This window comes from Limnobacter olei (assembly GCF_029087225.1).
Taxonomy (GTDB): domain Bacteria; phylum Pseudomonadota; class Gammaproteobacteria; order Burkholderiales; family Burkholderiaceae_B; genus Limnobacter; species Limnobacter olei.
In genome coordinates this window covers 39,249-52,103 of record NZ_JARFJD010000007.1, presented here as the reverse complement: position 1 = coordinate 52,103, position 12,855 = coordinate 39,249, and the positions used below count along the sequence as shown (strand labels likewise).

The following is a 12,855-nucleotide window of genomic DNA, read 5'->3' as shown; positions in this document are numbered from 1 at the left end:
TTTACTGTGCCCTGTACATCCCGAAAAACACTGATCGCTTTAGGCTTTAGCGCGCTTCTGATTGCTTGCAGCAACGAAGACTCCGCACTTTCCGATAACCCAGGCACTGGCACACCAGTCAACCCGCAAGAAACAGCGCAGTGCAACGAGCAATCCTGGTTTGCAGGCGTTACCGAAATTTGCAACGGGGTGTTGGTTTACCGTGACTATGTGTACGACGATTACGGCGCGGACACAGGACTCATTTCCCCCAGTCCTGCCCTTTTAAACCTCGCCAGTCGCGCTGGCCAATTGGGCAACCCCTTGGCCAACACGCCCGGATTGCTATCGCCCACGGCGGGCGATTCACGCTATCCGGCAGGCGCAGAAAGCACTGCCGACCTGGTTGAGCTCCGCCTGAGCAAACAAGGCAACACCTACACAGCCACATTCGAACTCAATGCCCTTTATGACGCGGGACAAACCATCGCAGCCATTGCGATTGACACAGACAACAACCCTGACACGGGTTCAGAGACGCTGTTGGGCTTGACGGTACAAGGCGCCGATACAGTGGTTCAATTCAACAACGGCAATGTCGACACAAACATCATTTCCGGCACATTCTCCTCACCCACCAGCAACACATTCAAAATATGGGCGGTGACCGCTCAAAGCAGTGGCGAAGTCATGAATGTGGCCTTCCGTGGCCCCAATGAAGAAGCAGGTGCAGAAGGTACTGTTCCCTCGCAAGCACTACCTGGCAAGGGCAACTGGTGGGAAGACAAACAAGCTGCAGCGCTGGGTGCGGGCGATATCAGCCAGTTCTTCGCAATCGTTGACATCCGGAAGATGAATTCCGGCACCACGGAAACTGCAAAGGTTGATGCTGGTTTCAAACAACGGGTTTACACCTCGAAATACACTGCCCCCAACTCGACTGGTGAAGGCATGGTACTTCAGGCCGAAGCGAGCAGCCCTGAAAACGACAGCATGTTTTGCGGCCAGTACTTCCACTTTGTGGGCAAGTATCAACCCTATGGCGTTTACATTCCAGAAAATGGTAATTTTGACGACCAGCGCAGCTTGCAAATGATACTGCATGGTTGTGAAGCCAACCACGCCAGCCAGATCAACCAGCCAGGCATGCAGGCCCAGTTTGGCGATGCACTCGACCGCGTGTTGATCTCACCATTGGGACGCGGTCCTTATGGTTTCTACTCTGGTTTGTCTGAACGGGATGTGCTCGATGTACTGGACGACGCGCTAAACACCTTCAACATCGACGAAGAGCGTGTTTTGGTGGGCGGTTATTCCATGGGTGGCTACGGTTCTACACGTTTGGCCATTCTGTATCCAGACCGCTTTGCAGGCCTAAGCAACTGGGTGGGTTTCACAGGGAGTATTTTCAACACGCCACTGATTGGCGATGTGTTGATTCAAGGTGAACAGGCCGTGACTGGTGCCCTGCCCTTCGAGTTTCCACTGGGCAGCACAATAGGCGGCAAAGGCAACATCAGCAAGTACCTTGGAAATCTTCGACACATTCCCGGCACACACTCTTACGGTGCACTGGATGAATTGGTTCAAGTGAACACCGGGCTCGATTGGGCTCTTAAATTGAGTGAAGCCGACGGTGTATTGTACGAATTCTATATGCACGCCCCGGCCGAACACCTGACACTGATCGCCCTGGACAATTGGGAGAAAGAAGCGGCGTATTCCAGCGAGCTGAAACGTGTGAAGAACCCAGGTCGAATCACGTACAAAACCAATGAGGCCTTTGCATTTCCCGAGTACGCAATCAAACATGACAAGGCGTATTGGCTAAGTAATATCAAAGGCCGTGAAGAAGGTGACATCGATATTGATATCGAAAGTTTTGCTTGCGCGCGCTCCGAGAAGACCTTCGAAACCGGTCAAACCGCGGGTGTGGGCCCCGTGCCGTTCATTCAAACCTTTCGCAGGCTGATGGGTGAACCTGTTCAGGCCGCCAGCGAGAACCGTTTCACTGCAACGCTGAGCAATGTGGAATCGATTCGTCTTGACACCACTGCGAGCTGCCTAAGAAACGGTGCCGCTTACACCGTGGTGTCAGACGGCCCCGTGGTGCTGAACTTCAGCAATGGCAAGGTATTGAACCTGCCGGCAGGAACAAGCACGGGAAACCTTTGAACAATCATCCGGCAAGAAGGTCTTGCACCTTCTTGCTGCTGTAGAAACGTTGAAGGTTGCGGCGCAGGAAACTTTCTGCAAGCCCTTCCTTGATCAACAGGGCAGCCAGGTCAGGAATGTAATTGTCCAGTTCATCAGTAATCATCTCGTGGCTGATACCAATGTCATCCAGCAGGTCTTGCAAAGACTGTTCACCGTACTTTTCAAAGAAAAAGTCCACACCCAAATCAATGCATGATTTCAAATACTCGGTGTTGCGGAATTCAAGCCAGAATTCATAACCCAGCACCATGAATTCTTGCAGGTCTTGCTCAGTCAGGTAATCGCGATAGGCTGTCAGCGGCCATTCGCGCATCACATCCCAAAAGGCCAAGGCACTGTTCATGGCAGTTTCGCGATATTGCTCGTTGTCCAGCGTTTCATCCACCATCTCAAGCGAACCCTTCACACCACTTTCCATCAGGTTACGAACCCGCTCTTCGAGCCCCTCAGACAAATCGGGGGCCTTGGTACTCAACCACTCACGCACCTTGCGCGTGCTGCTGGCCACAGTGGAAAATTTCATCAGGTTGTTTTGCTCAAACACATAGCCTTTGAGCACTGTGAAAATTACATCCGACAAAAAATGTCGAAACGGTGTGCTGTTTCGAATGTTGGTGACCGCATGATCAAGCACACCATTTTGCTCAAAAATTTTCTCAATGAATTCTGTCGCGATTGAATCGGATACCACCTCACCAATTTTCGTGGTTCGGCTGGCTGGAAACTCAAAAATGCGATTGGCAATTTCACCAAACAGCTCAGGAATGGCGCCACCAATTTCCATTTCCACCGCATAACGCCGGGCAGTGGCCTTTACTTTGCTTTCATCCACCGCATCGCGCAGGCGAATGTGCTCAAGCCTGGCAAGCACATGGTTCAACTCATCAGCCAGCAAAGCTTGAAACTTTTTGCCTTTCAGGTTTTGCAACCAGAAAGCCACCTCGGCCTCTAGCAATTGCGACGCCAAATCTTTGGGCTGGTCAGCGTTGGTTTTCGCCATGTTCGTTCCGATGTGTAGTAGTGTTAAGTGATTCTAACCTGCTGTATCGAGGTTCCCGTGTTAAAGAAACTGATTGTTTTGCTGTTTGTTAGTGCAAGTGCTCCAGCCATGGCCCACCTCACCTGGATTGACGTTGGTGAACAAAGCCTCGGTTTGTCGACTGGGCACAATTTCCCGGCCAAGGAAATTACAGTCAAGGGTGAATATGTGGACTCTGTAAGATGTGTTGGTGGCGACGGCGAGGTGTTCGGCTTGCCATTCAATGACAACAGTATTCGCTACACGTACAAAGAGCGCCCCGCCAACTGCCTCGCCATTCTGAAAACCAGCCAGATCGAGCTTTCGCCGCGGCAGGGCGCACAACATTTTGATGAGAACAAGGTCGACAAAGCCTTGGTGAACAAGGTGTTGAAAAGCGACAAATTCAACGAAGAATATTTTAAAGCGGCACAAATCAAACCCATTGAAAAAGACAGTGATTTGTACAACCCGGAACTTGCCCAATTCATCACGCTGCCAGGCGACGCTTCCACAATTTATGTTTACAAAAACGGCAAGCCCTTGGCGCAGCTTCCCGTCGGCCTGGAGTATCCCGAAACGCCAGTAACCCTGTGGTCGAGAACCGATGCAAGCGGCAAAGTCACCTTGCTGTTACAACCCAAGAGCAAAGCGCTGCTTCGAGCGTTGATCACCGAAGAAAAAGGCAGTGCTTACAAAAGCCAGTTTTTATCGGTCATTCTTGAACCTCGTTGAAACGAAAAGCACTCAGAACTGTAAATTGGCTGTTAACCGAACATGCCGTGGCAGGGATGGATGAAAAGTTTTTCCAAAAGCCGGGCTCCCTGCTAGAAAATAATCCTGCGCATACTGGATATCGCTATTGTCCCGATCGAACAAATTGAATATGGACAAATTCAAACTGAGATCTTTGTTCACTTTCAAGTTGAAGAACAGATCTGAATTGATCACTGAGTCCGATTCAATGCTCCGATCTTCCACCAAAGGCGCGCTGCCCACATATTTCAACTTGTAACCTACTTTCAAATTACCCCAGGTTTGACCCAACGACACGGCCGCAGACTCCTCTATCGCGTTGGGAATGCCATTGTCTTGCACGCCGACAAAACGAGCATCCACAAGAGTCACGAAGCCATCAATTTCAAAGCCGGTTTTGTTGAAATAACTTGCAATCAATTCAAGCCCGTTCCGCTTGGTAGCACCCTTGGGCTCGGTCGTACCCGCATCACCGACAAAAACGAGTTCAGAGTCACTCTCTAACTGAAACAAGGTCGCTGAAGCACTCAAATTTCTTGAGGTATTGGTAGTTTTCAAACCCACCTCTGAGCCACGGGTATTCACGATATAGTCCACTGGGTTTGCTGTGAATAAACCTCGGGGATCATTGCTGTGAAAACCCCGACCAATGGACAAAAACAATTCGGTGTCATGTTCAAATGGAGTAATGCTTGCGCTGAACTTTGGGCTGAATTGCTGATCATTTCGAGAACCACTTCGCATCACATTGGGTGTTGTCAGGTCTTCATCGTCATCAAACTGACCATTCAAATCAACATCGAACTGGTCATATCGCAAGCCGCCAGTCAGTTTGAGCCAAGACGCTGGAAGCAGTTGCTGCGATATAAAAATACCCAAATTGCTTTGCTCAAAAGAATCTTCGCTTCGAGTGGCCAATCGCTCTCGGGCAATTGTGTCGTAGAGCCCTGCTGGGTTTACATCATCTACCCGATAGTCAAACCCAACCGCCAATTGCGAACGCATGAACGACAAATTTTCAAATAGCGTATGTGTCACGCCACCGCCAAAAGTTACCCTGCTGTCGACCTGGTTAAACTGGTCAGAAATCACCCCGGGGCGGCCAAGCGCCGTATTGTCCCTGAGCCCATAAGTGAAATCGCTGAAAAGATTCAGTTTGTAATCCGCCAGGTAAGCCCGTAGCTGCGTGATCGATTGATCCCAAGCCAGGGTGAAGTTGCCTGAAACAGCATGTCGTTGCGTAAATCCACCTGCAGTTGGGTCAAGGCTTCCAAATCGACCCACCAAACCCTGATTAACCGCATCAGCTGGAATGTGATCGGTCGACGTCCATTGTGATTCATAGCCTGAATATTGCAGCTCGAAGCGTTTGCTTGAATCGATTCGATGACTCAATTTCAACAGCGCATTATATTTGTATTGATTCTCTGCGATCTCCCAGGGACCATCGTTATCAGTCAACTCAATGGCATACAGTAGTTTGGTTTGATCTTCATTGAAAGACACTGAATTGGCCAATAAACCACGCCGATAACCAAACTCACCCACCGACAATGAAGCCAATCCTCTTGTTAACTCGCTGACATAATCGATGTTCAAAGATCCCGCAGAGCTGAAGTCACCATCTTGCGCAAAATAAGGGCCCTTGCGGTACTCCACGCGAGACAACAACTCGGGAATGATCATGTTTGAATCTGCGTACCCCTGCCCGTGTGCGTGACCCGGCAGGTTCAAGGGCGCACCCAAAAAGTTAATCGACAAGTCTGTGCCGTGATCAAGACTGAAGCCACGCAAAAAGTATTGATTTGCTTTGCCACCACCAGAATGCTGGGTCACATTCAAACCGGGTACAGCCTCCAGCACATCCGAGGATCTTGCCGGATTCTGGTTGGCCAATCGCCGTGCACCGAGTATGCCCTGGGAACTGGTGATTCCGCCCAAAGTGTGAACGGCTTCGATACTTTCAGTCACCGACACTTCATCAAGCTCTTGGGAATCAAAATGAATGCCGTGGGCACTGGAAATATGCGGCATCAGGGCCAAACCACACACCCCAAAGACAATCAATTTCATGTAGAAATCCATCCAAAAAAAATCCCGCAGCTACACTTGCTACGGGATTCTGAAAATACTGTATCAAATTTTTGCTGTGTAATTAGTCTGGAAGATCAAAGGGCTCTGCTGTTTCAGAGGTTGCCAACATCAGGTTACTAGCGTTTTCAGGTTCACCGGTTTCAGAAGTGCTGCGTACCAAGGCACCCGCCTCAGATGCATTGATATTCCCGTCACCTGCTGCGCTACCCAGGTTAAAAGGTGAGCCATCACCTCCACAGGCCCCCAAAGTGAGCAGCAACGCTGCGCCTGTGGCCAATCCAAGTTTGCTTTTCAGTTTCATTTAAAGCTCCTTGATATGAAATTAATTTCGTGCACCTGGAATTGGCGTGTTCAAGAATGGGAAACGACTCAAAAAAGTAACCTGTTCCTGAGCCACCGCATCATGAAGCGTTAGGGACGTTGAGCCCAAAGGCACGCTGTCAGGGTTACAGGCTGAAGTCAGGCTAGTGCCAGGTACTGTATTCAAACCCAGACCGTTACCCGTACCATTTGCCACGCACAAACCACCCATCACTGCCACCAGCGAAATGTCGACCACGTCATCAATTGGTCTGCGGCCATTTGGATAACCCGCATTGTCGCCACCAACAACCCCCAGCGTGTTCTGGTTCGCGATCGGGGTAGGTGCAATCGTCGTATTCAAGCGCATCATTTCCGACAAGGTTACATTTGCTGGGCGGTTCACGCCTTGAATACCCGCCAAAAATACATTGAGCAGGTCGGTACGCGGAAAGTTGGTTGGAGCTGTATTTTGCAGCCCCGGCACCACCATGCTGATCAGCTGAGGCAAAGTGGGGTTAGACACATAGGTGAGGAACTGACCATCGCCGCTGGGCTTTGAAGCATTGAAACGGTCCTTGTCTTTCAAGCCAATCACCACCTCATTCACCAAGGGCATGCCAAGGCGGGAAACCTGCACCCATGCACCCCCCACCTTCTCGGCAGTTTGATGCCCTTGGGCAGGCACACCGTCGCCAATTTGCACTTGACGCAAGCTGGCCGTAGTCCATCCACCAATTACCTTTTCAGTGCTGGGGGCCAAACAATTCCTGTGAATTTCCAGTGCAATGCTGGTGATGTTTTTGTCTTGAATTGAATTGACGGCGGCCGCATTTGCGTTTGCGCTGCTGCGATTCGAAATGGCACTGGCCGGGGCATTCACCAAGTCAAAAATTGCGCCCAAATTCACTGCAAAACCTTCCTGCCGCTGGCCCACAAAGACACGTGCCTGGTTGGTGCCTGCTGCACAGCCAGGAATGGTCACATTGTGAATGTGTGCATCAGCATAGCTTTGATAAGCCGCCGCGTTGCCCAGGGTTTTTTCACCAATGTAATCCACCGGCTTTTCCAAGGTGGTGCTGCCACCACTGGTTTTGGCCGCCAAAGTACGGTTACCGTTGCGTCGCCCATCACGCACTACAGTCATGGTGTAGGTTTCATTCAGATTCAAATTGGGATCTGACAATGTAGACACAGTGCCCGCTTGAATCAATGGGATGCTGACTGAGGGCCTGTTAGTCCCGCTTCCAATCGGAAGCGCAATATCCTTGAGATTATTTTTGAAATTAAACTGAAATGTAATTTCTTCCTGCGCATCACCATCGTTGTCAATGTGAATTTCATACAAGGCATTGGGATCCATCGAGAAATAATTCGGACCACCGTAGCCGTCTTGAAGGGGCTGATAATTGGCAATCAAGGTGATGAAGTCTGACCGATTGGTCTCATAGCTGCGGAACATGTAAAAATCGGTTCCGTCTGCTTTCGGAGTGGTGGTGATTGAGGGCGCTTCACGGTGGCTAGAAGCCAAAGCCGCAACGCTGACAACAGCCAAAAGACTGCCCGCTAAAATATTGAATTTAAACTTGTTGTTCTTGGTTGTGCTTGTCTTCCTCTGTGCTTTCATTGTAACTCCCTGACTTCCAATTGTTGCTTCCAAAAACTACACTTACAAAACATCTTCTTTGAGTATAGGCTCCAATAACTATTAACACGATGACAATTGCTGCAATAATTACCACTCTATTAACCTACCCCTCTCTTTACTAACCAATTAACAGGGTTTTGGATGCGTCAGTACAAATATTATGAATTCGTCCTGGTTGCGTTTGTGGCCGTGCTGTTGTGTTCCAACCTGATCGGCCCCGCGAAAATTGCCGAACTGAATTTGCCATTGCTTGGTACTGTTACCTTTGCAGCAGGTGTGTTGTTTTTCCCCATTTCTTACATATTCAGCGACATCCTGACCGAGGTGTATGGTTACGGCCGCGACCGCAGGGCCGTGTGGGCAGGTTTTGGGGCTTTGGCCTTTGCATCATTTATGGCATTCACGGTGGTGAATCTCCCCGCCGCATCCTTCTGGGTCGACAAACAGGCTGCAGTTGAAAGTGTGTTTGGCAACACCTGGCGCATAGTGCTGGCCTCGCTAATTGCCTTTTGGAGTGGCAGCTTTATCAACAGCTTTGTGCTGGCCAAAATGAAAATATGGACCCAGGGCAAATGGTTGTGGACCCGAACCATTGGCTCCACTGTGGTGGGTGAGTTCGTGGACTCTGGCTTGTTTTACACCATCGCGTTTTGGGGGATTATGACCACCGATCAAATCATCATCGTGGCATTGACGCAGTACGTGCTTAAGACCAGCTGGGAAATACTGGCCACGCCGCTCACCTACTGGGTAGTAGCGCGTTTGAAACGCGCAGAAAGCGAAGATTATTACGACAGAGACACCAACTTCACGCCATTCAGTTTGAAGGTGTAATGCCCGCCAAACCCACGCGGCGGGCCGTAATGAAGTGACGTTGCCAGTAAGGGCTGAGCAACTTGGCAATTTCAACGCCCGCCCGCGTAGATACGTGCATGAACTGATTGTTACCCACATACACACCTACATGTCGACGTGTGGGGCCTGTGCGAAAAAACAGAAGGTCACCAGAACGCAAATCAGAGAGATCAACCCGCTCGCCCATGGTCATTTGCTCTCGTGAACTGCGTGGTAAGCGCAGCTGGAATTTGTCTTGAAACAAGGTTTGAATAAAACTGGAACAGTCCACGCCGTTGGTACCGGTGCCGCCCAGTTTGTGGCGCGTTCCCGCCCAATTTGAATAATGAGCCAACAACGCGTTTTGAATTTCATTGCTGTACGACTGCTCGGCCGCGGGCAGATTCAGTAGGGAATCAAGGGAGGAATCACTGAATGCGAGGCCAGGCCAGAATGCAACGATCAACACGAGAAAACTGCTTTTCACTTTGTTGAAACGTCTCACATCGGTCATGCGTATATTCCTGGAAGCATATTGAGGAAAAGCGTCTGCTTGTTGTAAGGGGACCGTATCATAGCGGCAAAGTGCAGAACAATCAGTAAAACTTGGTGAGAAACTCGAAACTGGTTCAAGTCTGGCCGGCAAACCGCTGAGATTGCGGCTTGCCGATGCGAAGAAAAAATTATTTATTGGCGAAATACTCGTTAGTGAGCTTCACGATAACTGGTGAAAGCAATAGCAGCGAAACCAGGTTGGGCAAGGCCATGAAGGCATTCAATGTGTCGGCTACCAGCCACACGAAGTCAAGCTGAGTAACAGCACCCACCATGACGAAACCTGTCCACAACACACGGTAAGGCATGGTGATGGCAGTGCCTGCAATAAACTCCCAGCACTTTTCACCGAAATACGACCAACCCAGAATGGTAGTGAAAGCGAAAAAGGCCAGCGACAATGCCAACACATATTCACCCACACCTGGTAAACCTGTTGCATAAGCACTGGAACTGAGAGCGGCGCCGTTCAAGCCACTGCTCCAAACACCGGTCACCACAATCACCAAACCGGTCATAGAGCACACAATAATGGTGTCGATGAAGGTACCCATCATGCCCACCAAGCCTGATTCCACAGGGTTGCTACTTTGGCCGGCAGCTTGCGCAATACCGGCCGTGCCCAAGCCAGCCTCATTGGAAAAGATACCGCGCGCGACACCATACCGGATAGCCAGCATGATTGCTGCACCTGCAAAACCACCAGTGGCGGCAACCGGGTTGAAAGCACTCTCGATGATCAAGGCAAACGCAGCGGGTACTTGGTCGATGTACATTCCCAGAATAATGACCGAGGCAACGATGTAAGCCACGCACATGAACGGAACCACTTTTTGTGCCACTGCACCAATTCGCTTCACGCCGCCGATCAACACAAAACCCACCAGCACCGTCATTACAATGCCGGAAATCCATTTGTCGATACCAAAGGTCACATTCAGCACATCGGCAACACTGTTTGCCTGAACCATGTTCCCAATACCAAAACCCGCCAAGCCACCGAACAGTGCGAATGCAATACCTAACCATTTCCAGTTTTTACCCAAGCCATTTTTAATGGCATACATTGGCCCCCCCACATGCTGACCACGTGCATCGGTTTCTCGATAATGCACAGCTAACAACACCTCGGCATACTTGGTGGCCATACCCACCAGCGCAGTCATCCACATCCAGAACAAGGCGCCGGGACCGCCCAAAGCAATGGCTGTAGCCACACCAGCAATATTGCCGGTACCCACCGTTGCGGCCAGTGCTGTCATCAGTGCAGCGTAAGGGGTAATGTCGCCTTTCGCTCCGGCTTGGGGACTTCGACTTTTCCAAATCCACTTGAAGCCCATGCCAATTTTAAATATTGGCATCAACTTCAAACGCAGCTGCAAAAACAGACCCGTACCCAGAATGGCAACAAGCATGGGTGGCCCCCACACAATTCCATTGATTGAATTAACAAACTGAGTAAGTGCTTCCATGCATTGTTCTCCTTGTTGTGAAAAGCGATGCGCCGAATTGGTGCTGCAATGGCGAGTGGTCAGTTTAGTATGCAAGCAATGTGCCTGAGACACACTTTTTAACAAATTGCGAAACTTATTGACATAAAAAAACCCCGAACCAGGTCGGGGTTTTTCAGAAAAAGTATCGCAACTTACTGTTTCTTTTCAGGCTGCTTCTCGCCGGCTTTGGGTTGATCACCCAGAATCGACTTGGCAGGACAAATTTTAAATGCAGGACATTTTTGACAACCAACAGCAATCGCAATCGGGCAAACAGTCATGGCGGTCCTCGTTTGTGGTTATGGGGAAGCTCCCGCAGGCAGTATTGCAGATTAATGCAGCGTTCCGCTAGGAGATTTATTCAGTTGATGATTCACAAAATTCTGGGCAGCCTTGCGTGCGAAATTTTCCTCCTCGGCAGACACATCATCAAGCAACAGTTGAAGTTGGTCTGGTATGTCGGTTTCTGGAAAAAGCACCTGATAAATGTAGAGCCAACTTAAAGCTACTCCTCGATCCTTCTGCACCTCCACCCCATCGAGATACAACAAAGACAAGCTCAACATGGACAAAGGCGAACCGAGCTTGGCCGCCTCGGTCAGATAAGCCATGGCCAGCGCCGCATTCTTTGCAACGCCTTTGCCATGCAAATAATACACACCCACATTGTGCATGGCCTGCGACAGGCCGCCTTGAGCGGCCTTGTCAAAATATTTGAAGGCTTGCGTAAAATCGGGCCTGGTCGCACGTTCAAGTTCAAGCGCCAGGTGATAAGCGGAATTGGGGTCGCCCAGGTCAGCGGCTTGCCGCAAATATTGCAGGGTTAGTTGCGCATCAGCATCCAGATGCCCTTCAACCCCACCCTTGTAAATTTGCACCAAAGTCAGCACGGCCATCAACACTTTGGCCTGCGCTGCTTGTTGCAGCAGGTCCATGCCACGAGAAAAATCCTGACTACCCAGTTCACCTGACACCAGCAAACGCCCAAGAATCACCTTGGCGTCCACTTCTCCGGCCATCACACCTTTTTGAAGCCATTCCAAAGCCAGCGTGCAATCATCGGCGCTGCGATTTTCAGCGTACAAGTAAGTAAAGGCGATCAGGTTGCAGTGTCCATCCCATTGATTGCTCAATGTATCCAGCAAACGCTGGCGGGCCTGCGCCAACTTCTTTTCAACAAAAAGGGATTTGATTTCGTCGGTGAATTCAACTGGGGGCTGGGATTGCATGGCGTGTTAAACGTAAACTGTGTGAATCGAGATCTTACTGAAGAAACATGAACAAGCCTTACATTGCGGTTCAAATCAAAGAAGATGTTTATATACAGATGAAGGCACTACACGAGCGAGCGTCCAAACCCATCAGCGATGAAGACAAAGCGCTGGGTGCCGACCTACTGGCGCAAACCTATGTGCAACTTCTCGACACCTGCTTCACTCACCTGCTCGATGAATTGAACAAAACCCAACCCGACAAAATGCTGCAAGATGCGTCGAAGGTGATACACAAGGTACAAAGCGAGGCACAACATTACATCGGCTGGCTTATCAAATTTATTGCCAACAAACGCGTGCCGCCCGTGATCCAACATTTTCACGACATGGTTCACATTTTGAACCTGACTGGCCAAGAATATCCCTACATCGTGATTCCGGTCACTACAACATACGCAGAAAAAGCGAGCGATGTAATGAATGCCTTGGCTCAGCGTGACGATACACGCATTGAAGAAGGTGTTGAGCTGCTGATTGAAGCCATAGAGACGGCATTGGTGCCTTTGGTATACACACCTAAAGACCTGATGGGTTTCAATTTTGTGATCAGTAAAACAATCAACGGCGTAATCAATGTGCTACACACCTTGTTCAAGCACACGCTGCGTAAACTTCCGCCACACATCAAAACTGAAAGTCACCCGGCCATTGCTGCCCATTTTGAAAAATTTCTGATCAGAAAGTAAG

The 12,855-nt window shown here is 49.9% G+C and carries 11 protein-coding genes; 4 read left to right on the top strand and 7 right to left on the bottom strand.

The genetic code is table 11. The features are described from left to right. Positions 1–6 precede the first annotated feature (6 nt). A complete protein-coding gene (locus PY990_RS05365; protein ID WP_275270743.1) occupies positions 7–2,154 on the top strand; it encodes a hypothetical protein in 2,148 nt (715 codons plus the stop codon). A 4-nt stretch (positions 2,155–2,158) separates the two neighbouring features. Here the strand turns inward: PY990_RS05365 and PY990_RS05360 are convergent, their stop codons facing one another. Next, positions 2,159–3,196 carry a hypothetical protein gene (locus PY990_RS05360; RefSeq protein ID WP_275270742.1) on the bottom strand — a complete coding sequence of 346 codons (1,038 nt, stop codon included), beginning with the start codon at positions 3,194–3,196 and terminating at the stop codon, positions 2,159–2,161. A 57-nt stretch (positions 3,197–3,253) separates the two neighbouring features. On the opposite strand from PY990_RS05360, the gene PY990_RS05355 reads away from it, so the two are divergent. Continuing rightward, positions 3,254–3,949: a hypothetical protein gene (locus PY990_RS05355; protein WP_275270741.1), complete on the top strand. Its 696-nt coding sequence runs from the start codon at positions 3,254–3,256 to the stop codon at positions 3,947–3,949. A gap of 12 nt (positions 3,950–3,961) precedes the next feature. On the opposite strand, the gene PY990_RS05350 is transcribed toward PY990_RS05355, so the two are convergent. The 3 genes from PY990_RS05350 to PY990_RS05340 all read right to left on the bottom strand — a co-directional run bounded on the left by PY990_RS05350 (position 3,962) and on the right by PY990_RS05340 (position 7,991). Continuing rightward, a complete protein-coding gene (locus PY990_RS05350; RefSeq protein WP_275270740.1) occupies positions 3,962–6,043 on the bottom strand; it encodes a TonB-dependent receptor in 2,082 nt (693 codons plus the stop codon). Between the two features lie 82 nt (positions 6,044–6,125). Further along, on the bottom strand, positions 6,126–6,365 hold the full coding sequence (locus tag PY990_RS05345) for a hypothetical protein (RefSeq protein ID WP_275270739.1): 240 nt from the start codon (positions 6,363–6,365) through the stop codon (positions 6,126–6,128). 21 nt (positions 6,366–6,386) lie between these two features. Next, complete coding sequence (locus tag PY990_RS05340; protein ID WP_275270738.1) at positions 6,387–7,991, bottom strand: DUF4331 domain-containing protein; 1,605 nt, start codon at positions 7,989–7,991, stop codon at positions 6,387–6,389. A 162-nt stretch (positions 7,992–8,153) separates the two neighbouring features. Here PY990_RS05340 and PY990_RS05335 point away from each other — a divergent pair, with 162 nt between their 5' ends. Beyond that, a complete protein-coding gene (locus PY990_RS05335) occupies positions 8,154–8,846 on the top strand; it encodes a queuosine precursor transporter (protein WP_275270737.1) in 693 nt (230 codons plus the stop codon). Here the strand turns inward: PY990_RS05335 and PY990_RS05330 are convergent. The 3 genes from PY990_RS05330 to PY990_RS05320 form a co-directional block, all read right to left on the bottom strand. Further along, the gene (locus tag PY990_RS05330) at positions 8,830–9,360 is read right to left on the bottom strand and encodes an NlpC/P60 family protein (protein WP_275270736.1); all 531 of its coding nucleotides are present in this window, start codon (positions 9,358–9,360) and stop codon (positions 8,830–8,832) included. The two genes, PY990_RS05335 and PY990_RS05330, sit on opposite strands and share 17 nt — an antisense overlap. 169 nt (positions 9,361–9,529) lie before the next feature. Beyond that, positions 9,530–10,873, bottom strand: coding sequence for an alanine/glycine:cation symporter family protein (locus PY990_RS05325; protein WP_275270735.1), 1,344 nt, complete (start codon positions 10,871–10,873; stop codon positions 9,530–9,532). A gap of 353 nt (positions 10,874–11,226) precedes the next feature. Continuing rightward, the gene (locus PY990_RS05320; protein ID WP_275270734.1) at positions 11,227–12,123 is read right to left on the bottom strand and encodes a tetratricopeptide repeat protein; all 897 of its coding nucleotides are present in this window, start codon (positions 12,121–12,123) and stop codon (positions 11,227–11,229) included. A 47-nt stretch (positions 12,124–12,170) separates the two neighbouring features. Here PY990_RS05320 and PY990_RS05315 point away from each other — a divergent pair, with 47 nt between their 5' ends. After that, the gene (locus PY990_RS05315) at positions 12,171–12,854 is read left to right on the top strand and encodes a hypothetical protein (RefSeq protein WP_275270733.1); all 684 of its coding nucleotides are present in this window, start codon (positions 12,171–12,173) and stop codon (positions 12,852–12,854) included. Position 12,855: the final 1 nt, after the last annotated feature.

What these genes read in the sequence shown, in the direction of transcription:
- PY990_RS05345 (WP_275270739.1), bottom strand. Translation starts at nt 6,365, where the DNA reads ATGAAACTGAAAAGCAAACTTGGATTGGCCACAGGCGCAGCGTTGCTG.
- PY990_RS05340 (WP_275270738.1), bottom strand. Translation starts at nt 7,991, where the DNA reads ATGAAAGCACAGAGGAAGACAAGCACAACCAAGAACAACAAGTTTAAA.
- PY990_RS05330 (WP_275270736.1), bottom strand. Translation starts at nt 9,360, where the DNA reads ATGACCGATGTGAGACGTTTCAACAAAGTGAAAAGCAGTTTTCTCGTG.
- PY990_RS05325 (WP_275270735.1), bottom strand. Translation starts at nt 10,873, where the DNA reads ATGGAAGCACTTACTCAGTTTGTTAATTCAATCAATGGAATTGTGTGG.
- PY990_RS05360 (WP_275270742.1), bottom strand. Translation starts at nt 3,196, where the DNA reads ATGGCGAAAACCAACGCTGACCAGCCCAAAGATTTGGCGTCGCAATTG.
- PY990_RS05350 (WP_275270740.1), bottom strand. Translation starts at nt 6,043, where the DNA reads ATGAAATTGATTGTCTTTGGGGTGTGTGGTTTGGCCCTGATGCCGCAT.
- PY990_RS05315 (WP_275270733.1), top strand. Translation starts at nt 12,171, where the DNA reads ATGAACAAGCCTTACATTGCGGTTCAAATCAAAGAAGATGTTTATATA.
- PY990_RS05335 (WP_275270737.1), top strand. Translation starts at nt 8,154, where the DNA reads ATGCGTCAGTACAAATATTATGAATTCGTCCTGGTTGCGTTTGTGGCC.
- PY990_RS05320 (WP_275270734.1), bottom strand. Translation starts at nt 12,123, where the DNA reads ATGCAATCCCAGCCCCCAGTTGAATTCACCGACGAAATCAAATCCCTT.